Source organism: Ruegeria sp. N7 (assembly GCF_056531345.1).
In genome coordinates, this window is record NZ_JBQFLR010000017.1 from 1 (window position 1) to 25,650 (window position 25,650).

The following is a 25,650-nucleotide window of genomic DNA, read 5'->3' on the forward strand; positions in this document are numbered from 1 at the left end:
CCTGATAGGTAAAGTGCTGGTCGTATTCCGTGGGCTTGATCAAGACATTATCAGTTACAGTCCAATCCGACTGGCTATTATGCCCCAGAATCTGCGATGTGATGTTTTGGGTGATCGTGACATTACTGGAGCCGTTCGAGACAAAGATGAGTGGGATCTCGATGCCGCCCGTTTGTGTTTTCTCATCTACGTGCAGAACCGAGTTCTTGGTGATGGTAATTCCGTCGACGCCGTAAACCGAAATGCCGTGCAGGTGACCGTTGTAAATAAGGTTTCCTTCGATTAGGACGTTGTGATGAATGACATTCGGGTCGCTGAGATCCTTGCCGTCGCCGCCAAACCAGATGGTCTGGGTGTAGTCTCCTTGCCCCATATCAAAAACGTTATTGCGGATGGTGATGTTGTCACTACCGCTACCGTTTGCGCGCTGGATCTGGATCATGTCACGGTGATCGCCCGCGCCTGCCGCGCCACCAAAATCGTGAATGTAGTTATTCTCGACTAGGATGTTGTCGACATTGTCGAACACCAGCCCATCCGAACGGATCGAATGAATGTCATTGCCCGAAAAATTCACCCCGTCAGAGTTAAGAGAGATGGCGCCCTTCCACCATTTTGAGAACTCTGTGTTGACGACATTGACATTGCTGGATCCGGAGATCATCAGGCCTGTACCATATCCAGTGCCATCCGCAGATGTTCCGGTTCCGCTGGCAAAATCACCGTCAAAGTTTGAGTTCTGAAATGTGATATTCGAGCTGTTAGTGACGCTGAATTTGTTCTGGAAGTGATAGTCCCCAGCACTGTACGTGTAATCGAATTTGATCGTGTCGAATGTTACATTCGATGCTCCATTGAGATGCGCTTCAGAGAAGCTTGCGATCGCATTTGGATCAGCGGATTTGATTGTTACATTTGAAGAAAATTGCGTACCGTTCAGGCTGAGCTTGCCGTAGTCGCCTGCCGCAAGCAATATTGTTTCCCCACCTGTCGCCTGTGACAAGGCCTGGTTCAGCTCTGCCGCAGAGGTTACCGTAATTGTCGTCGACATATTTCACCTTCTGTTTCATAGGCGCTGTGAGTGGCAGCGCACGAGATCCCGCACACCCAGGACGGATGGAACAGCCGCCCGAAGGCGGCAGAGTGGCCGAAATGTGGCTATGTTTGGAAACTGTTGCCTGTATCGGGACAATCCTGCCCCCGTGCGCTCATTTCCGAGTGAACTCGATACTCAATACCGGGAATTGTTCCACTTCCCTTGGCGGTTGACGCCTGTTTGAGTAATTGATTCCCTTTAATCAACAATGAACACATAATTGCCACTATTCCGGCGCGTCCTTGCGTATCTCTGGTAGGTGTCGGCAATGAATTGCCCGGTGCCGCTACGACAACTTGCAGATTTAATTGGGACCACCCCGGAAAAGCACCGATGGGTGGCTCGGAAATGTCATGCGATCCGAGGGGCACCACAATAGACAGTATGCGGGGGGTCGACTAAGCTTTCGAGCGGTCGCAGATCAGAAAGGTACGTCATGTCCAGATCACGTATTCTTGCGCTGGCAGGTACGATCCTGCTGTTCGTTAGCCCTGCCTTGCATGCAAAGAGCCCTTGCGACAGGCAGCAATTCAAACCCAGATTCACGGCCCAGGCCCAAGGTCAGGCCATTTCCGACGCAGCCGCGCTGGCAAGTGCTTTACAGAATGCCCGTGGCGGTGAGGTCTATCTGCTTGCACCCGGAAACTATGGTACTCTGAAACTGGGCAAGGCTTACCCGTCGCCGGTGGTGATCAGATCGGCTGATCCTGCCAACCTCGCATGTTTCAGTGTCGCCATTCTTGACGGGGCCGAGAATGTCCATCTGGATGGCATCAGGTTCGACTATACATTCAAAAGCACAGATCCGTATCACCTCGCTAACTTTGTTGTCCGCAATAGCCGGAATATCACCATCTCCAACTCAGTGTTCAGCGGAGATGTCGCCAGTCGCACTGGAACACCAGAAGATGGAGCCGGATATGGAACGGGCCTGCTGGTATTCCGCGCAGCCAATGTCGATATTTCAAACTCCGAGTTCCTTACTTGGTGGAAGGCAGTCATCGCCATTAATACGGACGGCATAAAGATTACCGGCAGTGACGTGCATTCAATTCGCTCGGACGGGCTGGTGTTCGACAATGTCGATGACATTCTGGTTCAGAATAACCACATCCATAACTTCGGCGGGGCCGACGGTGTCGGCGATCACCGCGACATGATCCAGATTCAACGGGCCAATAACAGCGGGAGCGCCAATATCACGATCCGGGACAATGTTTTCGATGTGGGTGCGGGCGACTTTGCACAGACGATTTGGGCGGGCGGAGACGGAAAGGACATCGGAGACCCCGAGGTGCGGCATCGGAACGTGCTGATTGAAAACAACATGATTTATAACGGCCATGTCCACGGCATTTCTATCTACGGTTCCGACAACATTTCGGTTAGAAAAAACTCTCTGATCAATGTGCCCGGTGGCCATTCTGTGCCGGTGATCAATATCTCACCGGACTCCACATCCGTTGTCATCGAACAGAACGCAGCGGCAAATATCGTGGGGTATGAAAACCAGCGAGATTGGGTGCTTCTTAACAATGCCATGATTCAGGATCAAAACCCGTCTCAGGAAGGGTATTATGATCAGCAGTTCATCTACCATGCGTTGGGGCGGAAAAGGGGGTACAATGAGTTTGGCGTGCGTCCCGGCAGCCTCATGGATCGCCTGAATGCCGGATCGACGCTGGCAAAGAACTATCCCACTCGATGAAAACTGACATGGATGATTTCCGCTGGCGTGTTTAATGGCAAGGGCGTGGTCATGAAAGTCACCAGGTTTTTTGGTTTTTGAAGAGTTACTTGAGTTAAGGGCAGGAAATTCGAATGATCGCTGTGTCATCAGCCAAAACGAGAGAGCAGATGGCAAAACCGCTTGTCCTGATGCTGCTCGTCATATCTTTTGCGATGCCATTTTATTTCTTCCTCGGCGGACTGAAACTCAATGGCTATCGCGTGATCCTCCTCCTCTATATGTTCCCCGCAGTTTTTGGATGGCTGAGCGGCAAAGCAGGTAAAATAAGGGCGGTCGATTTCTTAGTAATAGGCTTTGCTTTCTGGGCCAGCCTGACTTTGGCCGTCAATCACGGCATTCAGGAATTGTGGCAGTTCATTGGGATGTTCATGATTGAAACCCTGACCCCCTATTTCATCGCCCGAACCTATATTCGAAATCTGGATGCGTTCCGGTTCTTTGTGAAATGCCTCTTCATCCTGATTATGGTTCTTTTACCGTTCGCCGCTTATGAAGCTGTCACGGGTAAGATGCCGCTCCTCAATCTGTTTGGGAAGGTGATGAGTGTTTATCAAAAGTGGTATTTTCCGCCGAGACTGGGATTGCTGCGCGCTCAGACAACGATGCCGCACCCGATTTTGTTCGGAGTGTTCTGTGCACCGGCTTTTGCACTTACCTGGTATGTGTTGGGATGGAATAAACCCTTTAACAAAAGGGTTGGTCTCGTTTCCATCGTTGGGGGCACCGTCTTCTGTTCCCTGTCGTCGGGTGCTTTCATGAATGTCATTCTTCAGATGATGCTGATGGCGTGGAACAGGATATTTTGGTTCCTGAAGAATAGGTGGAAAATTCTTCTCTATATCTTCTCCTTTTTGTACTTCGTCGGCGAAGTCAGTTCCAATCGGACTATGTTTCAGATCTTCGCAACACACTTCACTTTGACTCCGGGCACCGCATTTACGCGGATCAATATTTTCACTTTCGCCTCCGACGATGTTCTGCAGAACCCACTGTTTGGAATCGGGTTGAATGACTATACGCGACCCCACTGGATGGCCATGTTGACCACGGTGGACAATTTCTGGCTGGTGATAGCATTGCGGCACGGATTTCCCGGCTTGTTCCTGCTTCTGGGCGCGGTGTTGGTTATCTTTTTACAAGTCGGCAACAGGAATCTGAGCGGAGCCCTCGCAGACGCCCGTCTTGGGTATCTGATTGCGCTGTTGGGTTTGTGCATTTCCGCCATCACGGTGCATCTGTGGGACTCCACCTTCTGTTTTTTCATGTTTCTTTTGGGAGCGGGGATCTGGTTTCTTGATACGGATGATCAGGAAAGTCAGGACGGCGACAGGGTACAGTCACTAGTCGACGGCAGGAAAATGCGCTATACGCGGTTTCCGCAGATTGCCCCGGGTGAGCTAACAGTAAGACGAAGCGCCAGATCCGGTTCAGCCAGTCTTCATCCAGCGCCGCCGAGACATTCCAAGAGCCCGCCGCAAACGGCTCAGGGGGGACATTTGACCGGATAAAGTGGCATCTATCTCGTGTATGGACATGTCACCACGCAACGAGGTTCGCGGTCGCAGAAAACTGTTTGTATGCCATTTGCCACCATCGCTTGACCAAGCAGCGGTGTACCCCGCATCGCGCAAGGCCCGGAGGACCCTTACATCATAGCGCCCGAAGGGGATGCCCGCCTCTGTCACCGGGTGTCCGCAGATTTTTTCAAGCTCTGCGCGTGAGGCGCTCAGCTCTTCAACAAGTGCCGCATCCTCCAGGGTGGGCCACGCCGTGTGAGCAAGGCCGTGACTGCCAATCGTCATGCCAGCGTCACGCAGGGTATGAAGATGCTCAACATCCAGCGAACCCGCCTGTCCGATCCGATCGGTGAGTACGAAAAAACGCGCCCGGAGGTTACGGGCCGCAAGGGCGGGCAGGGCAATGCTGTAATCCGACAGATTGCCATCGTCGAAGGTGATCGTGAAATGGCCTGGATCGGGGGCCTGGGCGATCCGGTCAAGCGCATATTCAAATTGACTGACGGATAGCCAGTAAGGGGCCTCGTCCAGCTCCAGGGCACGCTCCTGTGTGCCGATGCCGTGGAAAATTATGCTCGTTCCAGTGGTCATTGGCGTGCTTTTTTCAAACGGGAATGAAGCGTTTCGGCGGTGCCTATCAAGGCGGAACCCAACCCGGCAGGCCGATATTCGTAAGGTCCGGCAGCCAGCAAGTCCGTTCCGCCGGTCCGTTGTTTGAACTCTGTGACGGTTGGGTTGATGTCAGGGTCGATACCGTCCAAATCATACCATTTTATGCCCCGCCCCCGATGCCTCAAAATGGATTCCCACATCAGGTAATGGCCGGCATTGCAGCGGCGCCCCACATCTGTCGTCGCGCCAAACAGATAGACCGCGAAATTCCCTGCCCGGCCGATTATCATGCCAGCTATGTCGGCACCATCTTTTTGGGCAAACAGAGCTTCATGAGAAAAATCACCGCTCTGAAGCGAGTAGTAGAATTCCGGGGGGATATTGGGTTTCTCAAACCCTTTGGCTGCCTGCACCTGACGGTAGAGTTTGTGAAATCTGCCCGAGGCCTCGGAGATTGGGGCGCTTTCCAGTGACAGATCGCTTTTCAACGCTTTGCGCAGATGATTGCGCCATTTGCCGTGCTGCGCCTTAAGCAACGTTTCTTCGTCCTGATCGCAATCGATGATGACTGTCCGATAAGATGGAGAGCGATCGGTGGGATGAAAACCCACTGCGGCAGCAGATTGATCCACTGTTTGTACGTCGTAAAAGGGCAAGGCAGGAAACCGCAACCGAAGGATATAGCCAGTTTCCTGAGCATATGCACGCAATGACGCAAATGTGGCATCCAGCCGGTTCTGGTCGATTTCTGGCAGTTCGCGGTGATACATCATGGGGCCAGCAGCGATCCAGGCGATGCCGCGCCTCAGGCTAGGCACGCGTTTTACGCGTAGGCAGGCGGCAGCGGTCAATTGATCTGCTTGATCCGACAGGGTGATGAACTCAGCCGTTGCACCGATCCGTTGTGCCGCTGCCTGCGCATAAGTCAGGGTCTGTTCGTATGTCAGATCATGAAAACCGGCACTGATCCGGGGCCATTCTTCCGCAGTGACTGTCTGAAACGAGAAGGTCGTGTTCATAATTGCATCCGTATCCAACTGCTCCAGAGGCTGTTTGGCCGGATTCCCAGTCGTGGGCGGACTTTCAGGAACCAGACACGGTAGTAAAAGAAATGCAGTGCATCCGCCCATAAAAGCAGAGCGCGGGCTCGTAATCGCGCGGAAGCACGGTCAGGTGCCAGAACGATATTAAAAAGCGGCACCAGATCTCCACCGTAGCTCAGTTTATATTCATATTCTCCGGCACCAGCCTCAATCAGGTGCGCACCCTGATTGATCAGCTCTTCAACACGCGTGACCAGACCGACGCGGCCCAGTCCAGTCTTTGCAAATTCAGGATCGACTTCCCGTGCATTGAGCCACCAAAGCACCTTGCCGTTCAGGGTGTAACGCAACTGGCTGGACAGCAGCGTTTCATCCAGCCACTGTTCATCGATTGCCGCATGGCCTTTCGGGCTCAGGCGCTGCATCAGGGCGCGATAGAACGCTGCTGCAACCGGCCAGTCAGAAAAATGCCCTCCCTTCCCGGCGGCTTCCCATTGTCGCGTATGCAATGCGATGAACCGATCCATCATTGTATCGACGGTTTCGGGCGTGGAACTGACAGTGCGCAAGGTCTCATCCGCCGGTGTCAGGCGTTTGATGTCCCGCCGGACCTCGCGGCGACGGCTTTTCGAAAGCGAGGCCATAAACGCATCAAAGCTATCAGGTAGGGTCATAAGCGTATGTCCGCGGGTGCTGATATCACGCAAAATGGATATGCCATACCCTTTCAGGGCCCGCAGGTTTTCCAATTGCCCCGAACGTTCTGAAAAGGGCGACAGGCTTACGACGCTGCATTTCAAATTGCCGGTCAGGTGTTCGATGACAGCCCTGAGAGCTGTGTTTTCGTAACCGGCGGCAATGGGCAGTTCCATGACCGCAAAATTAGGATCCACGCCCGCCAGCCGGGCGACGCGCACCGGAACGGGACCGGCCCACAGGGTTTCAACGCAAAAAGGCAGCACGCCAACGATCTCTGAACCGTCCCGCAGAATACAGCTGACGGGATGCCGGCTGGCGGTAAACGTTTTGCCATAATGATCCCACCAGGCAGATTGCCAGTCAGACAGGAAATATATCTCGGCACCGGATGCCGAGACAAAACTGTCCCAGCTGGCTTGTGTGCTCAGCTTGTGTGCAGGCGCTTCGATGCACTCAAGATCAACATCCGCATTGCTGGAAATGGCATCTCTCATGCCGTTGGTTCCTGACCGAAGAGATGATATCGGATTGCCGCTCCGGACAGGCGCAGCCGGGCCTTGCGATCAGGTGTGGCCCGCAAAAGCCCGATCAGGCCAAAGGCAATCCCGCGCAACATTGCGCTGCTGAGGAAGATTGTGCGCGTTATCAGCTCACCACTGCGGCCATAATGCTTTCTGGCGTAGATCGTCTTGCTTTTCTGCTTTTGCACATACATGCGCGACTTGATCTGCGCGGTGCTTTTCGAGCCGCCGTCAAGATGCAAAATCCGCGCCTCGGGAGCGAAGACACAGCGTTTGCCAATATTGCGGATACGCCGGCACCAGTCAGCTTCTTCCGAATAAATAAAGAACGCATCATCCAGCAGGCCCACTTTTTCGAAGACCGGGCGTGGTACCAGCATGAACATCCCCGAGACGACATCCACGTCGCGCTGTGTTGTCCGGTCCCAGCCCCCATATTCGGGCCAGGTAAACAGCCGCTTCAGCCCAAATTCGATCACCGCCAGGCTAAGGGGTCCGGGATCGGCAAAGCAGGTTAGCTGGATGGTTTCAGGGTCCTCAAAGATCTGGCAGCCGACGCATCCGACATCCGGGTGCGCGTCGAGCCAGTTGCTCATGACATCGATCGCGCGATCCAGGATGATCGTATCGGGATTGAGCAGCAGCAGCTTGGCGCCTGCGGCAATCTCGAGCCCCTGATTGTTGGCGGCGGCAAAGCCCAGATTTTCGGTATTTGCGATCAACCGGACCTGGGGAAATTCCTTGGCCACCATTTCAGGTGAGCCGTCGCTGGAGGCGTTGTCGACAACAATGATTTCGTGCGGCAGCCGGGTCTCATGCGCAATGGACGCCAGGCAATCCCGAAGAATCTCCCGGGTGTTCCAGTTCACGATAATGATAGATACAGCGTATTCGGTACTCGTGCCGGACGGCGATGAAACCATGATGCTTTGCTCTCGTTAACCACTTACATTCCAAATCTTTAACCACTGCCACATTCTGTGAACACTTTAAACGTGACCGTACGGGGACCGTTGTTGTCGAAAAGTAGCTATAAAAGTCAAATTATTTAGATCAGTATATTAAGGTAATATTTTGACGGTGTGAATCCTTGAAAGACGAAACTGTATCAAGATCGGGTGCGGGCAAATTTTGCTCTCTGGGTTTGGCATCGAATGACTGACCGTGGGAATGCGCTGTATTGCGGTGATCCTGTCATGCGGTTGTCCGACCTGTTCCGCCGGGATTCGGCTGGCGGGTACAAGGCTCTGTTTCAGGATCGGTCGGTGTTCTGGAGTTACAATACCCGCGTGGCGATCCGGGCATCTTGTGATCTTTTGGGGTTGCAGCCCGGGGATGAAGTTCTGGCCCCTGCCTATAATTGCGGTTCCGAGGTCGATCCGCTGATTGATGCAGGTCTTTCGGTTCGGTTGTATCCGGTTTCGGAAAACCTGCGCGCCGATCCTGCACGGATTGCGGCGCTTATTACCGGGCGGACGAAGGCGATATATGTGATCCACTATTTTGGTGTGCTGCAGCCAGGCCTGGCGGATCTGCGGGCCTTGTGTGATCAGCATGGGCTGCGGATGATCGAAGATTGTGCATTGAGCCTTCTCAGCGGTGCTTCACCGGCAGAAGGCCGCACCGGAGACGTATCGGTTTTCTGCTTCTACAAGTTTGTGCCTGTTCTGGGTGGTGGGGCCATGGTCATCAATGCGCCGGATCTGAGCGCCAAGCATCTGTTTCCGCGGCCTGCTCCGGGCAAGGCCGTGGTCAAAACACTTTTGCGCGCTGGTTTGGCAACCGTATTGGGGCCGTCTCGTATGCAGGCCATGCTTCAGAAGACACGCGGCCGACAAGAACCGCCGCCCCACAGTGACGGGGATCAACCGGAAGACATTCCGGGGCACTATTATTTCGACCCGGCGCTGCGCGGCGCACAGATGAGCGTCTTCACATCCCGTCCATTGCGGGCCTATTCCGTAGCAGAAACTATTGCGATCCGGCGGTCGAACTGGCAGCGGTACCGGGATGTTTTCAACGAGTTGCCCGAGATACGCATGCTTGTTCCGGAGCTTCCGGTCGATGCCTGTCCGCTGAATATGCCGATCATGGTCGCGGGGCGTGACCGGGTCGTACGGGCGCTGCAAAAAAGCGGGATTGGTGCCACCGCCTGGTGGGCGGGCTTCAACCGCAATCTCGACTGGTCAGGGCAGGCCGAGGCGATGGCCCTGAAAGACAATGCCGTATCTTTGCCGGTGCACCAGTACCTTTCGGCTGCGCATATTGATCACATAATAGTGCGGCTCAAAAGTGAACTTGTGGCCTGATCAGGCGGGCGGTTTATGCAGAGTGAGGCCAGCGTAACCGGGGCCATCACGCCGCCCTGGACAGCTTGCGTTTGAGTTTTGCGGCAAGCTCCAGCGCTAGGCTCTCGAACCCTTTCGGCTTCCCGGCAAGGCGCCAGAGCAGCAGATGCGTGCCGACATAGACAAAAACGCCGACCAGAACTTTGACCGAGAACCGGATACGCAGCAGCGGCAGGTCTTCCGCTGTCTCGTAAGCCCATCCCACTGCGTCGCCACTGCCATAGGCGCTGCTGACAAATAGAACGGCAAGCAACATGGCAAAGGTTGACGCAAATGTACGCCAGGCTATCAGGATCGGCGCCAGAAATCCGCCAGTTCCGAAATCCTTGGCCATGATCAGCGCCAGACCGATCGCAAACAGGCTGCCGGCTCCGGCTCCGAGGATCGCACCGATAAAGCCATAGTTTGATCCCAGCACCATCAGTGCAGTTGTGGCGATCAGCAGGATCGTGTTGCGGAGAAACAGGCGCTTTGTAGAACCTTCGACATAGCTTGCAGACCGGACATTGGCCTGCAGTGTCTCGATCGCCTTCAAAGGGGCAAGCACCCAGATGACCTGTGCGGCGGCCAGCCACTGATAACCGGCCACGACAATGATCAGGTGATTGGCAACCAGGGCCATGCCGACGCTGGCTGGAACGATGATCCCCAGAAGGATGGCGTTGGCCCGTTCGAAGGCTTCCCGGCTGGAGCCCTGGGTCCGGGAGGCATTGGCAAGGCTTGGGTAAACCACTCGTTCCAACGGGCCGATGATCTGGCTGGTGAACAGGATCACAAGGCGATAGCCGACCCTGAAAATCCCTGCATCGGCCAGACCCAGCATGCTGCCGATGACAATCTGGGGCATGTTGTTGATCAGAAACTGGGTGATCTGGGCCCCCAGTGACCATGATGACACATCAATGCAGTCATGCCAGCATCGGAGCGTTAACCTGGGTCGCATCGGGGCAACGGAAAAGCTCCAGATGACCCTGATGACCTGAGTGATGACGCTGGCGACCACGATGGCCCAATAATCACGCCAAATCCATGTGAGGCTGATGGCCATCAATGTGTATGCAATTCGGCTGGTCGTTTCTTCGCCTGCGATGAAACCGAACCGGAGATCTCTTTCCAAAAGTGGGAAGCGTGTGCTTTTGATGGAACTTGCGATGGCAATGAAGCAAAGCGCGGGGATCAGCGATGTCAGTTCCGCAAGCCCGAAGAATGTCATCAGAGGGGCGCTGGCCCAGATCAGGAGTGCCGAAAAGATGCCCAACAGCACCTGCATCGTGAACACGGTGTTCAGGTGATCGTCAGTGATTTCGGGCTGGCGGATCAGAATCATGGAAACGGCCCGCTGGACGATTTCCAGAAACGCGGCCGCGATTATGAAATAGGCAATGATCCCGAAATCCGTTGGCGTCAGAAGACGGGCTGTCACAACCAATGTCAAAACGCCTAGAAACTGGCTGAAAACGCCCGATGCAAATAATGTTGCGGCCCCCCTGGTAAGGGTCGCGCTGTGATCGGGTGTGCCTGGGGCGATATTCACGCCTGTTTTAACTGGAGGCTTCAAAAACATTGCCTTTCCATACTCGGAACAAAAACCTTATCAACGCACCAATGTTTCTAATCTGACTACCCTCGGTGTCACTTCAAAAAACCCGCACTTGCTGTTCTAGGAATTTGGTCGGCTGGCTGCTAGTCAAACCTGTAAGTATATTTTTGTGTTGAAATCGCATGTTTTTCCAGTTTCAGAGAGGTACACCATGTTTCAATCAGTACCGTCGCGGCGAGTCGGCACAGAATATTACATAGCAAAATGAAGTTTCGCCTCAGTGTCTCAGATTGGATTCTGACTGCGCAAGGGTAACAAGTAGAAGAGCCCGGTGTTTTCTGGACCCGGCGCCTGTTTTCAAGACGGTATGACAGTATGAAGATTGCGATTTTTGGTTTGGGGTATGTGGGGTTCACGGCAGCGTGCTGTCTGACCCGTGAAGGGCACGAGGTGATCGGCATTGATGTGAATGCCGACAAGGTGTCCGAAATCAACGCAGGCCAGCCCCCGATCAAGGAGCCGAAGGTGGCCGGGTTGCTGACCGAGGCGCTTGGGAAAAATCTGATCCGGGCCGTGGTCGAGATGCCGGATCTCGGGGATGTGGATCTGGCCATTGTCTGTGTGGGCACGCCCAGTTCCACTGACGGCTCGCATAACATGAGCTTTGTGGCCGAGGTGACGCGCCAGATCGCCGAAACCGTATCGCCGGATCGGGCGCGGCCTCTGACGGTGGCGTATCGGTCAACCTTCCGACCGGGCACCGTGCGGCAGCTGATCGAGCCGATCTTCCAAAGCTATCTGGGCGAGCGAACGGCGCAGGCGGTCGAGATCGTCTATAACCCCGAATTCCTGCGCGAGGCGTCGGCGGTGGATGATTTCTTCAACCCGCCCAAGATCGTTGTTGGTACAGCCGATGGCAATCGCTCGGCGGTGATGGACGAAATGCACGAGGGTCTGGACGCGCCGGTGTTCTACACCGCTTTTGAAGAGGCCGAGATCACCAAATTCGTCGACAACACCTGGCATGCCACCAAGGTGGCCTTCGCCAATGAGATCGGCCGTATCTGCCACAGCATGGGCGTGTCCGCCAAAACCATGCACGAGATTTTTGTCTCGGATACCAAGCTGAACATCTCGGCCTATTACACCCGCCCGGGCGGTGCGTTTGGGGGCTCGTGCCTGCCCAAGGATGTGCGTGCGCTGCAGCATATCGCCGGCGAGGTGGGGGCCCATACCCATCTGATTGACAGCCTGTTGCAGACCAATCAGGCGCACAAGACCTATCAGGCGCAGGACATCATGGCGCGGCTGCCCGAAGGCGGCCGGGTGCTGATGGCGGGACTGGCCTTCAAGGCCGGAACTGATGATCTGCGCGAAAGCCCCAATGTCGATATTGCCCGGCGGCTGCTGCAGGCGGGGTATCAGCTGTCGGTCTATGATCCGGCCATCAAGCCTGCCGATCTGCGGGGGCAGAACTTGGGTTATGCCTTTACCCACCTGCCCAATGTGGGCCGCCTGCTGGTTGATCGCGCCACGGCCGAGGCCGGGCCATGGGATTTGGTGGTCGGATCGAACCGGATCGTGAACGAGCTGAACCTTGGCGATGCAGAGGTGATAAGAACCTATGAATATGACTAGCCCTGTGTCCGCCGTTCAGCCGATCTCGTTCGACGAGCTGCGCCAGAGCCAGCCGCTGAAAGGGCTGAAGGTTCTGATCGTGGTGGAAAACCTGCCCGTGCCCTTCGACCGCCGCGTCTGGATGGAGGCGCGCACGCTGGCTGCCGCAGGCGCGCTAGTCTCGGTTATCTGCCCCACCGGCAAGGGCCATGAGGAACGTGTCTGGGAAGATGAAGGCATCAAGGTCTACCGCCACCCGCTGCCGTTGGATGCCAGTGGGGCGCTGGGGTATCTGCTGGAATATGGCGCGGCGCTGTTCTGGGAAAGCTGGCTGTCACTGAAGATCAAGTTCACCCGTGGGTTTCACGTCATCCATGGCTGCAACCCGCCCGATCTGATTTTTCTGGTGGCGCTGCCCTTCAAGCTGTTTGGCGTGCGTTATCTGTTCGATCACCACGACATCAACCCCGAACTTTACGAGGCCAAGTTCGACAAGCGCGGCTTCTTCTGGAAGCTGATGAAGACGTTCGAGCGGCTGACCTTCGCCTCGGCACGGGTGTCGATTGCCACCAATGAAAGCTATCGCAAGATCGCCATCGAGCGCGGCGGCATGGCGCCCGAGGATGTCTTTGTGGTTCGCTCGGGCCCCGATCTGAGCCGGTTGCAGCACCTGCCGCCAAACCCCGCGTGGCGCAACGGGCGGACATACATGGTGGGCTATGTCGGCGTCATGGGCGATCAGGAAGGGATCGACCTGCTGCTGGAATCCGTGGCGCATCTGGTGCAGGTTCAGGGGCGCGACGACATCCAGTTCTGCCTTGTGGGCGGGGGGCCCAGCCTGGACAAGCTGCGCGAACAATCTGCTGATATGGGCCTGTCGGACTATGTCACCTTCACCGGTCGCGCGCCGGATCATGATCTGTTTGAGATCCTGTCGACCGCCGATGTCTGCGTGAACCCGGACCGGGTGAACGAGATGAATGACAAATCCACCATGAACAAGATCCTTGAATACATGGCGTTCGAGAAACCCATCGTTCAGTTCGACGTGACCGAAGGGCGGTTCTCGGCGCAGGAGGCCTCGCTTTACGCGCGCGCCAACGATCCGGTGGATATGGCCGACAAGATCACCGAGCTGCTGGCAGATGACGGCCGCCGCGCCGCCATGGGCCGCTATGGCCGCGCCCGGGTCGAGGCGGAAATGGCCTGGCCCCATCAGGTCCCCGCGCTGATCGCGGCGTATAAGCGGATCTGGAAGGGGTAATCGGCCAGAGCGCTACTTCGCTACTTGTTTTGTTCCTGCCTGCCCATGCGCTTTCCTCGGAAACCGAAGCTTCATGGCCGGAGCCTCAATGAAGTGCCATGACAGGACCGCGCATAACAGGGTGAGGGGGAAAGACATCGCCATGTTGACGACTGGCGTCGTGACGCCAGACTGCGCCACCAGTTGCTGGATTGGGAACGCGTAGATGTAGACCCCGTAGGAATAGTCGCCCAGCTTGTTGTAGCGCAAAAGAAGCGGGATTTTGGCATAGCCGGCAAAAATCACGGCATAAGACAGGCTGATGGCAAAGATAGGCAGAAACAGTGGTGTGAACCAGGCCATAAAGGACAACGCGGCGGACAGGGCCAGCAGCGACCAGGACAATGGTACGTGCCGGCGCCAGATGTAAAAAACCATTCCCGACAGAAAAGGCAGACCAAGCCTTATGAGGACCTCGACCCTTGGATTCACGTCAATGAATACGACGATGACTGTATAGAAACACAGGAACAACAGCGTTAGACCCACAAAAATCTTTTTGTTTCCCAGAAATCCAAGCAAGCCACATAAGAGGACGCCTACATAGCAGGTGACCTCGTATGAAAGAGACCAGAGCGAGCCATTGATCGCAGCACCATAGGGGTTGGATTCGAACACGCCCGGCAATGTGTATTGCAGTTTGAACAACAGCATATTGCGTATGAAGTAGCTGCCGGTTTCGCCCCAAAAATTAGAAGGGGGCGCTTGTGTTAACAGAAGCCCGGCAACCAGAATGGTGATCACGGTTACCACGGCAAGCGCTGGGAACAACCTCAGGGCTCTGGCGATCAGGAATGATTCTGCAGACGGGTTACGGTCGAAACTGCGCGTAATGAAAAACCCCGAAATTGCAAAGAAAGCCCATACGCACATCAGACCAAGCGACAGCCCATGCAGTGTGGATTCAAACGGTTGCCCGAACTCGGCGCCCAAACTCAGAGGATAGGCATGTGCCACCAGCACAAGGCTGGCCGCGATGATCCGGATCAGATTGAAATTGTTATCCCGCCCGTCTGATCGATCTGCGATAAACAGCGCAGGCTTCCCCGAGATCACATTCACATTATGCTCACTCATCTGCGGTTCTCTGGGTCACTGGCACTATCATGGGATACACAATTATTTGGAAGCTGATCTTTGATACAATATCCATGGTGCGGTTGTCGCAAGAATATTGAATCCTTGGATCTGGGGCGGAAACGATTCCGTCGAGCAAACGACAATTGTGTCAGCTTTGGCGTTTGACAATGTGGCTATTGCAGACGGCACTGTATGACTTGCGTCCGAGGCAACGTCCTGAGCCGCGTTTTGCACATGGGCCAGCGGCCCGATTATGTGCAGTGGGTGCTGGGTGGGATCGGCGAATGTGGGGATCGCAGTGCCGTTAAAGATCATGAGAAAGGAAAGGGGGCCGCAGTTAGTCCGAAAAAAACGTGGCTCTCTGGTGTCTTCGAAATAAGCTCCTGCGCCCAGGCCGCGCGTGTCATGGCGGTTCAGTGCATCAAGATAAGAGGCGTAAACTCTGCCATCCTGATACCATCCGATGCTCAGCATCAGGTTTCGTACCAGAAACAACCCGACGATCATCGCAATACTTATTTTGCGAAACAACGATTTCGCATCGGGAGCCAAAGACAGGCTTGCAGCCAGAAGCGCCAAAAGCAGAAGTGGGATACGTTCACCCAAATGCCCGACACCGAACATGGCTGGCGGCGTGATCGGGATCAGCAGCACGCACAGGGCCACTGCAAGCTTCATGCGTCTGTCGATTCTCCAAACCCCGGTCACGAGACCGCCGATCAGCACACCCCACAACACACTGCCAAATCCCCAATCGACTGACTGCCATGTTGTTTCGGCCACACGGAGGAAGCCGTCGACTCTCAGATAGGTTTCGGTGCTCAGTCGGGCCCAAAGTGTTCCCTGCTCGGCATGGGTGAAAAGGCTTTCTATCGGCAGAAAACTCCCTGCACCTATGGTTTTCGTTTGAACAAACAGAAGGGTTGGTATGACAGCGACCAACGCAAGCCTTGCGGCTTTGTAGAGAAGTGCGCGTATGCCTGGATTGCCAGATATGAGAGCAAGCGATAACTCAACCATGCCCAACAACAGTCCCCACAGCGCAAAGACCAACCCATGAATGAAAAATAAGAGCACACCTACGCATATTGTAACGGCCAGTTGCCGGACAGGCCGGTCCTGTGTCGCAATCCAATAGCCGGTTGCGCACAGTAGAACCCCTAATCCCAGCAGAAAATTCGAGAACCCCCAAATCAGAATATGGTTATACGCCACCAGGCCAGCAAGAAGTACGGTTAGCACCGAAAGGTGGCCGTGCAGAACGCGTGCAAGGTACAAAATGCCTGCGAAAGGTGCCGCAATGATCAGACCGGCGATCAATTTAGCGCCCAAAAGCGGGGGCAGCACTTTCATGACGCCTGTGCCCAGAACATCTAGACCAAGATTGGGCAGAAGTTGCCAGGCAGCTTCATAATTCTGTTGCAGCATGGCTGAGTTCGGCAACTTTGCCAGAATATAATAACGGGCGACGTGGGCGTAGAAGTCCGTCAACGGCAGAACCGGTGTCACGCACAGAGGAACGAGGCTGGCAAGCAGGGTCAGCGCCAGAACTGGGCACAATGGACGGCGTTGAAGTGTTGTGATCATTTCTGCCCATCCACTAAAAGCCAAAAACCTGATACTTCAGGTATCAGCAACATATCATTGCGCAATCTGTTTTGGGTATCGCCGTTATCCGAAATTAGGGCCGCAATAACTTGGCAGCGAAGGCGTAGAGGCCTATGCGATGTTAAAACGGCACAAACCGCGGCAGGCGGTTCAGGCTGGGTTCCATGAACCGCTGGAGTCGCGCATCCGCATCCGCTTCGGTTTCGCCGGGCAGGATGGGGGTGACAAATCGAACCAATGCGCCGTCGGTCCGGCCCATGGTGAACCCGTCCTGAATAACACTCATCTTGGCGCGGAAATCGTTGACCATGCGTTTGCCGCGCTGTTCGAACCAGTAGTAGACCAGCTGCTTTGACAGCTCTTTCTGGATGACCGCACGGTTGACGGTAAAGCTGCCGTAGGGGGTGTCGCCCGGATTGATCTCATATGGCTCAAGGCTGAAGATTTCCCAGCCACCTACGGGCAGGCAAACCTCGGGTGAATGGATGCCTTCGCCTTCGGTTTGCTTGTCGTAGAAGGCCACGAACATGTTCACGAAATCACCCGATCCGCTGTCGATATAAGTGGCATGGAGGTAATCGCTGGCGCCCAGAGTTCGTTCAACATTGGGATCAAGGCTGGTGGTCGAGCCGGACCAGTCGCCCAATTGTCGCGGATAGAGGACAAAGGGGTCCCGCTCGATGGGCGTCACCTCGGAGGCGGGGCGCAGTGTCCACGCGGCCGAGACCGCAAGCGTCAAAAGCGCCGCGAGAGCCAGCGCGACTGAGGCACGGATGGCAAAGATACGCAATGCGACGGTACCCAGCCCTTCGGTATCCAGATCGATTGCCTCGGTGAACGGTTTCGGATCGGGGGCCAGACGCTGCAAGCCGAGTGCCATAAGAAACAGAATGGCGACGCAGAGCAGGAAGATGATCCAGCCTTCGAAGAAATGCATGAACCCTTCGGCCTGTTCGATGCCATGCTGATTGACCAGAATACCGATCATGCCGATGCGGATGGAATTCATCAGAACGGTCAGCGGCGCGGCCGAGACCAGCAGAACCACCTTGTGCCAGATCGGACCGCGGTAGAGCAGGGCAAAGAGGTATGAAAAGCTGAGGATCGGGAACAGGTAGCGTAGCCCGGAACAGGCCTCGGCCACCTGCAGCTTGTAGACCCCCAGATCGATGACATTGCCTTCGATAAAGACCGAAACACCGGCGAGCTGCACGAACCAGACGCCCAGCTCGGACGATATCCATTGCAGGAAGATCGTGAGCTTCCAGTAGACGAACTGGGGCAGGGGCAGCATGAAGATCAGATGGATTACGGGCAATTGGTGGTATTTCCCGCGTTGCCAGCCGAAGACGGTCACCATGACGCCGCCCACCCAGATGATCATCGCATAGGTGACGATATCCGGAATTCGGGCCAGATTTCCCAGAATGGCGATGGCCAGGGCCCCGGCAATCACGGCCACGCCAGGCCAACGGTCGCGCACGATGGGATTGGGCGGCGGCATGTCGCGTAGTTCACGCAGGAACAGGTACAGCGAGATGATAGGGATCAGCGGTCCGTGACTGTATTCCGGCGTGCTCCACGCCGCGCCCAGCGAGACAATGCCGATCCAGAAAACGGGAAGTGACCCCAGCAGCAACAGGGCAAACCAGAACAGCCCCGCAGCGTTGATGGCAGGCAGGGCGGTTCGGGCCGTCTCAAGCATTTTGCTGCGGCTGTCGTTCGAATCGAGACGATGCATCACAAACCATCATGCATAATATGAGAGGCCCTGAAATTGTGACGGCCAAAGCTCAGACATTTTCGATCATTATTCGAAACATTGATCTCAAAATATCTTGATTGTTGATATCGTGAGTCACGCAAACGAAAGTCAGGGTTTGAGAGAAAAGCGCCGGCCCAAAGTCATAAAGACCGAATTCGACGTTGCCGTAAAGCCGTTCTGGTCATCCATTTCATATTGGTACCCCACGTTTACAGCCCAGTCTTTTGTGATAGCCCGTGTATAGGATGCACTGAACGTACCACGCTGGCGTGGATTGGGCTGGCCGGTTCCCTCATCTTCCTGATCAATGTAATCGATGCTGAAAGACAGCCCCGATACCGGGTTGATGAAATAGTCATATGTTAGAAACGCCAGTGTTTCGCGTGTTTCTATGCTCTGCGTACTGGTGCCGACCCGGCGTTGTAACGTCGCCCCGATCCGAGAACTGGCCAGCTGGTAGCTGTAGTCGAGTTGCCCGATCGGCGTGACCTCGTCGAATGGCCCTCTGGACAGGCCCACATTGAAACTCAACACTCCATTTGCGCGCTGGAAGCTACGACCGGCGGTTGCGTTTATCCGCGACCCATTAACCCCGAATGTCTGGTCAATCTGGAAATCCGCCGAGCCGTCAGGCAAGGTTTTGTTCCAGGCGAAATCCCAGACGAAATCCTCGGTCACGGTGTTGGTATTGGTCGTACGCAGCGTTTCATCCACCTGACTGTAGCCGATATTCGCACTGATGGTGGTAACGGGAGATACGTTATAGGTCCCCCCTACTGTCACAACCGTCGTTTGCTGATCGGTCCGCACGTTGTCTTCTGCAGAGAAGTCGGTGTAGCCGAGACGCAAGTTTGCCTGAAAAACCGGTGACACCCGCAATGTCGTGATCGCCGAGTAATCGCTTGATTTATTGTCAAACAGGTTCGGATCGATTGTGTTTGTATAGGTGCGTTCGCGATAGCTGTAGATGAATTGGAACCCGATTGGGTCATTCAGGCCGGTTTGCCAATTCAGGTTGCCCAGGGTGTTGACCTGATCCCCAATGGTTCCGGTTACATCGGCGGCATCAATCCTGCCATCCAGATTGGTGTCGGTCAGTGAACGGTTAAAGGCCAGATCCTGTTCGCGGTAATCCAATAGCAGGTCAAGCTGACTGTTAAGGCGTGCCCGCTGATACGACAGTCGGGCAGACGGGTCTGAAAAACTGGATTCCGTTCCAATAATCGGCTCATTGGCGATCCGGTACAGCCCGGAAAGATCGAACGATAGTCTCGAATCCGAGGTCTGCTTCAGAATACCCAGAGCCAACGTATTTTCCCACCAGGTCGTGGATCCAAGCGAAGGGTCGGTCAGGCGAAGATTGCTATCGTGCCTGAGCGATGAAAGATAATCCAGGGTCACACTCAGGCCGGTACCGGTCCCAACCTGCTGACCGGTCGGAAGACCGACCCTTCGGGCCGGGTTTCGCTGGGCCCGTTGTGCGATCAATTGCTGGCTGGGTGTTTGCTGCACAATCGTCGATGCGACTGTTGTCTGTTGCACGGATGTTTGCTGTGTCGAGGATTGCGTTTGTTGCGTAGTCGTTTGCTGTGTCGAAGCCTGCTGCCCGACGGCCGGTGTAAACGAACTTATGACAGCGATCCCGCCCCCCAGAATGGTGGACAGCCTGCTCCTGGATTTCCCCACCTGTATCAGCCCCTATTCGAACAAGCGGCGTGCTGGTACGACAACAACGTCTCCGGGTTTAAGCACTGTATTGCCTTGGATGCCACCGCCCGAGCCGTTGTAGTTGTAAGTGTATTTGTTCATCACGCCTGTTTTACTATCAGCTCTGCGCAATTCGATGCGCTTGCGAGCCGCGAAATTGGTCAGACCGCCGGCCTGAGCCAAAACCTGAAGAATGGTTGTACCTTCGGTCGCCAGATGCTTTCCGGGTACATTGACCTCACCCATTATGAAAACATCGATGGTTGGCCCGGATGCGGCCTGCCCGCCCAGAAGCGGCGGCGGAGCCAGCGCCGCCACCGAAATAAAGACCGTTGGCGGCGCATTGAAGTTCGAGGCCAGCGCCGATGAGAGAGACGAGCTCAATCCGCTGGTAGATTGGCCAGCAGCCCGGACCGAGCCGGCAAGCGGAAAGTTGATGGATCCGTCCGGCAGAACCAGAATGGTCCGATTCAGGGTGGGATCTTCGAGAACTTCAACCTGCAACGCATCGCCCGGCTGAATTTGATAGGATTGCGCCCATGCTCCGGTGCCCGCGATCATGGTAAGGGCAAGAGCGATCAATGATCCGATAACTGTACGCATATTCAAATCTCTCACTTTTTTTCTTTATGCCGTTCTACAGGATACAAAACAATCTGCAGGGAGTCTGATACATACAAGATGCGGCAGAAATGCAGCGGCGTCATCCGCCCCCTCCTAATGGCTGGTGTCCGGTGCAGCATTCAGCTGTTCAATCTCAGCGTCCACCAATGATGCAACTTCCGTTGAAGCGCCACTGAAAGTCCTGGCTTTATGAAACAAACGCAGAGCATCTTCGCTCCGCTCTAAGGCCACGTATGTTTTCCCAAGATGGTACAGAACCAGGGGATGTTCAGGGAATGCCGCCGCCGCAGGTTCGAGATAGGTGACCGCCTCTTCATAATTTCCCATCCGGTAGGCCACCCAACCGTATGTTTCCTGAAACACGGGTTCTTGTGTGCCGCGCAAACGTTGCGCCAAAACCTGTGCACGCCGCAGACTGTTGTCATCGTTGCGGTGCGTCGTCAGCAGGCTTGCGAGATTGTTGGCCACAACCAGGGACCGATTGGTGATCGGATAAAGCTTTTCATATGTTTCGATTGCCTGATCCAGGTCCCCAGTGCGTTCGTATTCCGCCGCCTGCAGCATGAGCAGGTCCGGGCTTTCAGGCAGATTAGCCAATGCCTTGGCTAAAACTTCGCTGGCCTGATCCGGGGCATTCCGTTCCGTTGCTAACTCGTGCAAGGCAGTCCACGCCCGTGTTGTGTTCGGATAATCCTCGAGAATGGCGCGGTAAAGCTGCTCGGCCTCGCGGCGTTTGTTTTCACCGATCAGAGCATGTGCTTTGATCAGGCGAATTGGCAAAGAATTCGGGTCCTCAGAAAGCAATTGGTCAAGATGGGCGAATGCCTCTGCCGTCTGCCCTTTTGTAAGCATCAGGCGAATAAGCGCGATATCGGCGGGCAGGCCAAACTCGGGATCATCCGCCAACTCGTTCAGGAAAGAGGTCAGCTCCTCTGTGCGCTGCTGTGCTGCCAGCATATGGGCCCTGAGCTCGTTGGCGACACGTCGTGTTTCCGGGCTGTCCAGATCCCCAATGGCAAGAAGGACGGTGCCCAGCCGATCCCAGTCCTGCATGTTCAGAAGCACGTCACCCAGCAGGAACAGAAGTTCGGGGTGTTCCGGGGTTTGGCGCAAGGCATGGGTCAAAACACGTTCGGTGATTTCCAGATCACCTTCTGCCATCAGAAACCGGGCATAGCCTAGCGTTTCGTCCGGTGCATTGGCGGACATTTCCGTCGCGAGCGCCAGCATTTCGCCCATCAGTTCCCTGTCTCCATTACGCTCATGCGCCTGAGCCATCAGAGTCATCAACTGTGGGTCGCGGGGTGCCTGACCAAGCGCTTCGCGTAAAAGCACAATCGCATCGCCAGTCTTGTCCTCATCAATCAACCAGGACGCTTTGAACTTGAGCGCACCAACCTGGGCTGCATCTTCGGACAGGACTTTTTCGACTAAAGCCCGGGCTTCATCGGGTCGTCCAGACTGGAACAGCATGAGGGCAAACTCCACCTCACTGGCCCGGGTCTGTATGTTTCTTTCCGCCCCCTCAAGCAGTGCTTGCATCTCGGAGATTGCGACTTGTTCATCACCTGATCTGAATTTCAGCGCTGCACGCACCGTCTTAAAATGGAACGTGTTGGGACCACCCTCGGCGATGATCGTATCCAGTTCGGAAATTGCCACTGTAGAATCGCGGTTGTCATTCAGAAAGGCAATCAGCCGCTGCGCTGGCATGTGATCTTCGGCTTGAGGATACACCTCAGCCCGCAGCATCTGTTCTGCCGCATCCAGATTCCCCTGGTCGATATAATGCTGTACAAGCAACTGCTCGACGCCTTCATCGTCAGGGAATGTCACAGCCATCTGCCTGAGCAAAGCCTCGATCTCTGCCGGCATATCCAGTTCCTGAAGGGCGCGGAGCCGGATTCCATAAAGACTTGCTTCCATTGGATCGATGGCTATTGCCGCCTCTGTTTCCTGCAGAACGCCGGGCCAGTCCTCATCGCGGACCAGGTGGTCAATTACGACCTGGCGCGCGGTCATCAGTTCCGGATTGCTCTCGATCATTTCGCGGGACGTATGTACGAGAAAGTCCACACTTGCGAAATCGCCATCCCGAACTGCGTCGGTGTAAGCCAACATATTGTTGATAGATTTGATTTCGGCATCATCCGGCGCCAGAGCGCTCGCCAATGCGCCATGGCGCCTGACATCTTCCCAGTTACCTACTTCCAGAGCCATCTCAGCAAGGTTGCGATGACCTTCAAGGTTGTCTGGATATTGTTCCACCAACCGCAGATACTGACCATATGCAACAGGGATGTTGCCGCGCTCGCGCTCTAGCCGGGCAAACGTCAGGCGGGCTTCCTTATGTTGACCGTTGAGTTTGAAGACATTCCTGAATTCGACCAATGCGCGCTCGACGTCACCAGCTTCCAGATGAGCCAGACCGGCCTGGAAATGCGCCTCCGCGCGCTCTTCGGCCGAGTCGCACGCGCTCAATAACAGGGCTGCGACCAAGAAGGCGCTAGCCAGTAATTTGTTGATAGAGGTCCCGGCTCTGCTCAATGCTGCACTCCCGCAAAAGTTACGAAATCGCACGCAGCCGACAGTTTTACCCGGCCACGCGTTCCGGGTTTAACACCCGGTGCCGCGCAGGACGACGGAGATAGTCCGGATCAGGATTGACACATCTGTGCCGAACGACATGCTTTTCCAGTAATTTGTGTCGTGATGAGCGCGTTCGGCAAATGAAGACTGGTTGCGCTTGGACACCTGCCAAAACCCGGAAATGCCAGGGCGCATCGCGTTGTAGAATTTGCCGGGATAAAGATCCTGCTGGTTCACCATCATCGGGCGAGGTCCGACCAGAGACATTTCACCCACAAAAACGTTCCAGAATTGCGGCAATTCATCCATTGAGGATTTGCGCAGGAATGTGCCGAATTTAATGATGCGTGGATCGTTGCGAAGCTTCTGGTTGCGGTTCCACTCTTCCCGGGCTTCGGGATCGGCTGCCAGATGTTCTTTCAGCACGGCCTCAGCGTCATGTACCATGGTGCGCAGTTTGAGCAGCTTGAAAACCTTGCCGTCTTTTCCGACCCGCTCCTGCCGGTAAAACGGTGTTACGCCCTGACTGGCCAGAAATACGGCCAGAAGCACAACCATCGGAACGACGAACGGCGCTGCAAGCAGTGTAAACGCGATATCAAAGATGCGTTTTCCCACACCTCTGTAAAACCCCGGATACTGAACTGAGGTCGGCATAACAGAGATGCTAGAGTAGCCCGCGCCAGCGTTGGCCACTTCTTTTGAATGACTTGTCACTATTTAAACCCCCAACACACACAAATACTCACGAACCACTTACCAAACTCAGGAACAGAACACGCTCGACCTCAACTACATATACTTAAAATCTTATATTTTTATACCACTTCGACCCTGCACTTACTCACTTGCGAGGCCGCTTTCCCGTATCCAACTGTTAACAAATTCCACCTGCCTTGCAAAACATTAATGCTGGTAAACGTGTTCTCTGGTCGCTGAATACAGGTGCTTTTTCACAGTATCGTAAAGCTGCGACCAGCTGATCGGCCGCAAATTCATGAAGTTTCGTTTCCCCGCGGGACACAATGAACAAGAATTTCATCCTTTAGGTTTGATTCCCGCCCGTAGAATCTCTTTTAATGTGTGATCACACCAGGTTCTGGTCGCCTCTTTCTCGGTCAACCCAATAAGGGCGCAACGGAAACAATCGCGCCGATCACCTCAGATTGAGAAAGCGGAAAGGTCAATTCACCGCGTGTGCAGTTTAGTGGTGCCTGCTATCTTGATTTTGTGACAAACTAGTACCCAAGTACTTTTTGTTTATGTGACGTGTTCTTTATGTAAGGGATTTCTGGTGGTTCAGAGTTTAAGTTTGGATAATCTCCAGGGGGCCGGTACGAGGTTTGACAAGGCGGAAGGCAACCGAGGTGCAATGGCGTCCAGTGACGGGTTTTATCTAGACTATTTCGGGCTCGATCGGCGGCCCTTCACACTGCTTCCGGACCCCGGATTCATGTACTGGTCACCGCTGCACAAGCGCGGTTATTCTGTCTTGCAATTCGGTATTATGAGCTGTGCACCCATTACAGTGCTGACAGGCGAGATCGGGGCTGGGAAAACAACCCTGGTGCAGCATCTTCTGAGTGAAATGGAAGAGTCGATCACCGTTGGGCTGATCTCGAATGCGCAAGGTGGCCGCGGAGAGCTGCTGCAATGGGTTCTGCATGCGTTGGGCCTGCCAATTAACAACGACGCCCCCTATGTTCAGCTGTTCCGGGATCTGCAGGATTTTCTGGTTGCGGAATATGCCGAAGGGCGGCGGGTGGTCCTGATCTTTGACGAAGCGCAGAACCTGACAGTCGAAGGTCTGGAAGAAATCCGTATGCTGACCAATATCAACTCGAACACGGACGAACTGATCCAGCTTGTTCTGGTTGGTCAACCTGAATTGCGCGACATGGTTCTGGACCCCAAGATGCGCCAGCTGACGCAGCGCGTGGCCGCAAGTTTTCACCTGGAACGGATGGATGAGTCATCCGTCGAAGCCTATATCAGGCACAGAATGAAAACGGCCGGCGGGTCCGGTGGTGAGTTTACAGAAGACGCCTGCAAGGTGATTTTTCAGCAGACCCGCGGTGTGCCGCGCTTGGTCAATCAGTTCTGCGACTTTGCCCTGCTTTATGCCTGGACAAATGAAGCGGATAAGGTCGACGAAACCATCATCAATCAGGTGATCGATGATGGCGTGTTCTTTGGCGGAAACTCACTTGAGAAGGAGCTGACGGTCTAAG

At 54.9% G+C, this 25,650-nt stretch carries 19 protein-coding genes; 6 read left to right on the plus strand and 13 right to left on the minus strand.

The genetic code is table 11. The features are described 5' to 3' along the window. Positions 1–1,051, minus strand: a 1,051-nt coding sequence (locus tag ACR0ES_RS16275) for a right-handed parallel beta-helix repeat-containing protein (protein ID WP_480871297.1), incomplete at its 3' end; no start/stop codon positions are given. 481 nt (positions 1,052–1,532) lie between these two features. Here ACR0ES_RS16275 and ACR0ES_RS16280 point away from each other — a divergent pair. Then, on the plus strand, positions 1,533–2,804 hold the full coding sequence (locus tag ACR0ES_RS16280; RefSeq protein WP_480871298.1) for a right-handed parallel beta-helix repeat-containing protein: 1,272 nt from the start codon (positions 1,533–1,535) through the stop codon (positions 2,802–2,804). A gap of 113 nt (positions 2,805–2,917) precedes the next feature. Beyond that, positions 2,918–4,354: an O-antigen ligase family protein gene (locus tag ACR0ES_RS16285; RefSeq protein WP_480871299.1), complete on the plus strand. Its 1,437-nt coding sequence runs from the start codon at positions 2,918–2,920 to the stop codon at positions 4,352–4,354. Here the strand turns inward: ACR0ES_RS16285 and ACR0ES_RS16290 are convergent. From ACR0ES_RS16290 to ACR0ES_RS16305, 4 genes are read right to left on the minus strand one after another with little or no spacing between them, the layout of a single operon-like run. After that, on the minus strand, positions 4,274–4,954 hold the full coding sequence (locus ACR0ES_RS16290; RefSeq protein WP_480871300.1) for a polysaccharide deacetylase family protein: 681 nt from the start codon (positions 4,952–4,954) through the stop codon (positions 4,274–4,276). The genes ACR0ES_RS16285 and ACR0ES_RS16290 overlap by 81 nt on opposite strands. Further along, positions 4,951–5,994 carry a lipid II:glycine glycyltransferase FemX gene (locus ACR0ES_RS16295; protein ID WP_480871301.1) on the minus strand — a complete coding sequence of 348 codons (1,044 nt, stop codon included), beginning with the start codon at positions 5,992–5,994 and terminating at the stop codon, positions 4,951–4,953. Before ACR0ES_RS16295 ends, ACR0ES_RS16290 begins: the two co-directional genes overlap by 4 nt. Then, positions 5,991–7,211, minus strand: coding sequence for a GNAT family N-acetyltransferase (locus tag ACR0ES_RS16300; RefSeq protein ID WP_480871302.1), 1,221 nt, complete (start codon positions 7,209–7,211; stop codon positions 5,991–5,993). Before ACR0ES_RS16300 ends, ACR0ES_RS16295 begins: the two co-directional genes overlap by 4 nt. Continuing rightward, positions 7,208–8,161 (minus strand): glycosyltransferase family 2 protein, encoded by a 954-nt coding sequence (locus ACR0ES_RS16305; RefSeq protein WP_480871303.1) that lies wholly within the window; start codon positions 8,159–8,161, stop codon positions 7,208–7,210. The genes ACR0ES_RS16300 and ACR0ES_RS16305 overlap by 4 nt, the downstream gene beginning before the upstream one ends. A 231-nt stretch (positions 8,162–8,392) precedes the next feature. Here ACR0ES_RS16305 and ACR0ES_RS16310 point away from each other — a divergent pair, with 231 nt between their 5' ends. Continuing rightward, on the plus strand, positions 8,393–9,547 hold the full coding sequence (locus tag ACR0ES_RS16310; protein WP_480871304.1) for a DegT/DnrJ/EryC1/StrS family aminotransferase: 1,155 nt from the start codon (positions 8,393–8,395) through the stop codon (positions 9,545–9,547). A gap of 46 nt (positions 9,548–9,593) precedes the next feature. Here ACR0ES_RS16310 and ACR0ES_RS16315 read toward each other — a convergent pair whose 3' ends face one another. Beyond that, a complete protein-coding gene (locus ACR0ES_RS16315; protein ID WP_480871305.1) occupies positions 9,594–11,150 on the minus strand; it encodes an oligosaccharide flippase family protein in 1,557 nt (518 codons plus the stop codon). A 351-nt stretch (positions 11,151–11,501) separates the two neighbouring features. Between ACR0ES_RS16315 and ACR0ES_RS16320 the strand changes: the two genes are divergently transcribed. After that, a complete protein-coding gene (locus ACR0ES_RS16320) occupies positions 11,502–12,764 on the plus strand; it encodes a nucleotide sugar dehydrogenase (protein ID WP_480529090.1) in 1,263 nt (420 codons plus the stop codon). After that, positions 12,751–14,007, plus strand: a complete 1,257-nt coding sequence (locus ACR0ES_RS16325; protein WP_480871306.1) for a glycosyltransferase family 4 protein — start codon at positions 12,751–12,753, stop codon at positions 14,005–14,007. The genes ACR0ES_RS16320 and ACR0ES_RS16325 overlap by 14 nt, the downstream gene beginning before the upstream one ends. Before the next feature lie 12 nt (positions 14,008–14,019). Here ACR0ES_RS16325 and ACR0ES_RS16330 read toward each other — a convergent pair whose 3' ends face one another. The 7 genes from ACR0ES_RS16330 to ACR0ES_RS16360 form a co-directional block, all read right to left on the minus strand. Continuing rightward, on the minus strand, positions 14,020–15,123 hold the full coding sequence (locus tag ACR0ES_RS16330) for an acyltransferase family protein (protein WP_480871307.1): 1,104 nt from the start codon (positions 15,121–15,123) through the stop codon (positions 14,020–14,022). A 42-nt stretch (positions 15,124–15,165) separates the two neighbouring features. Continuing rightward, positions 15,166–16,713, minus strand: a complete 1,548-nt coding sequence (locus tag ACR0ES_RS16335) for a hypothetical protein (protein ID WP_480871308.1) — start codon at positions 16,711–16,713, stop codon at positions 15,166–15,168. 142 nt (positions 16,714–16,855) lie between these two features. Beyond that, positions 16,856–18,475 carry a VPLPA-CTERM-specific exosortase XrtD gene (gene xrtD / locus ACR0ES_RS16340; protein WP_480871309.1) on the minus strand — a complete coding sequence of 540 codons (1,620 nt, stop codon included), beginning with the start codon at positions 18,473–18,475 and terminating at the stop codon, positions 16,856–16,858. 132 nt (positions 18,476–18,607) lie between these two features. Further along, positions 18,608–20,041, minus strand: coding sequence for a hypothetical protein (locus tag ACR0ES_RS16345; RefSeq protein WP_480871310.1), 1,434 nt, complete (start codon positions 20,039–20,041; stop codon positions 18,608–18,610). A gap of 156 nt (positions 20,042–20,197) precedes the next feature. Continuing rightward, on the minus strand, positions 20,198–20,809 hold the full coding sequence (locus ACR0ES_RS16350; protein ID WP_480871311.1) for a polysaccharide biosynthesis/export family protein: 612 nt from the start codon (positions 20,807–20,809) through the stop codon (positions 20,198–20,200). A gap of 114 nt (positions 20,810–20,923) precedes the next feature. Then, positions 20,924–23,377 carry a tetratricopeptide repeat protein gene (locus ACR0ES_RS16355; RefSeq protein ID WP_480871312.1) on the minus strand — a complete coding sequence of 818 codons (2,454 nt, stop codon included), beginning with the start codon at positions 23,375–23,377 and terminating at the stop codon, positions 20,924–20,926. 69 nt (positions 23,378–23,446) lie between these two features. Continuing rightward, positions 23,447–24,076, minus strand: a complete 630-nt coding sequence (locus ACR0ES_RS16360; protein ID WP_209599274.1) for a sugar transferase — start codon at positions 24,074–24,076, stop codon at positions 23,447–23,449. Between the two features lie 796 nt (positions 24,077–24,872). Between ACR0ES_RS16360 and ACR0ES_RS16365 the strand changes: the two genes are divergently transcribed. Further along, positions 24,873–25,649 (plus strand): ExeA family protein, encoded by a 777-nt coding sequence (locus tag ACR0ES_RS16365; protein ID WP_480871313.1) that lies wholly within the window; start codon positions 24,873–24,875, stop codon positions 25,647–25,649. Position 25,650 lies beyond the last annotated feature (1 nt).

Coding starts and splice junctions, on each gene's coding strand:
- ACR0ES_RS16315 (WP_480871305.1), bottom strand. CDS start 11,150: ATGTTTTTGAAGCCTCCAGTTAAAACAGGCGTGAATATCGCCCCAGGC.
- ACR0ES_RS16320 (WP_480529090.1), top strand. CDS start 11,502: ATGAAGATTGCGATTTTTGGTTTGGGGTATGTGGGGTTCACGGCAGCG.
- ACR0ES_RS16330 (WP_480871307.1), bottom strand. CDS start 15,123: ATGAGTGAGCATAATGTGAATGTGATCTCGGGGAAGCCTGCGCTGTTT.
- ACR0ES_RS16335 (WP_480871308.1), bottom strand. CDS start 16,713: ATGATCACAACACTTCAACGCCGTCCATTGTGCCCAGTTCTGGCGCTG.
- ACR0ES_RS16310 (WP_480871304.1), top strand. CDS start 8,393: ATGACTGACCGTGGGAATGCGCTGTATTGCGGTGATCCTGTCATGCGG.
- ACR0ES_RS16325 (WP_480871306.1), top strand. CDS start 12,751: ATGAATATGACTAGCCCTGTGTCCGCCGTTCAGCCGATCTCGTTCGAC.
- ACR0ES_RS16350 (WP_480871311.1), bottom strand. CDS start 20,809: ATGCGTACAGTTATCGGATCATTGATCGCTCTTGCCCTTACCATGATC.
- ACR0ES_RS16280 (WP_480871298.1), top strand. CDS start 1,533: ATGTCCAGATCACGTATTCTTGCGCTGGCAGGTACGATCCTGCTGTTC.
- ACR0ES_RS16360 (WP_209599274.1), bottom strand. CDS start 24,076: ATGCCGACCTCAGTTCAGTATCCGGGGTTTTACAGAGGTGTGGGAAAA.
- xrtD (WP_480871309.1), bottom strand. CDS start 18,475: ATGCATCGTCTCGATTCGAACGACAGCCGCAGCAAAATGCTTGAGACG.
- ACR0ES_RS16290 (WP_480871300.1), bottom strand. CDS start 4,954: ATGACCACTGGAACGAGCATAATTTTCCACGGCATCGGCACACAGGAG.
- ACR0ES_RS16305 (WP_480871303.1), bottom strand. CDS start 8,161: ATGGTTTCATCGCCGTCCGGCACGAGTACCGAATACGCTGTATCTATC.
- ACR0ES_RS16300 (WP_480871302.1), bottom strand. CDS start 7,211: ATGAGAGATGCCATTTCCAGCAATGCGGATGTTGATCTTGAGTGCATC.
- ACR0ES_RS16285 (WP_480871299.1), top strand. CDS start 2,918: ATGATCGCTGTGTCATCAGCCAAAACGAGAGAGCAGATGGCAAAACCG.
- ACR0ES_RS16365 (WP_480871313.1), top strand. CDS start 24,873: ATGTACTGGTCACCGCTGCACAAGCGCGGTTATTCTGTCTTGCAATTC.
- ACR0ES_RS16295 (WP_480871301.1), bottom strand. CDS start 5,994: ATGAACACGACCTTCTCGTTTCAGACAGTCACTGCGGAAGAATGGCCC.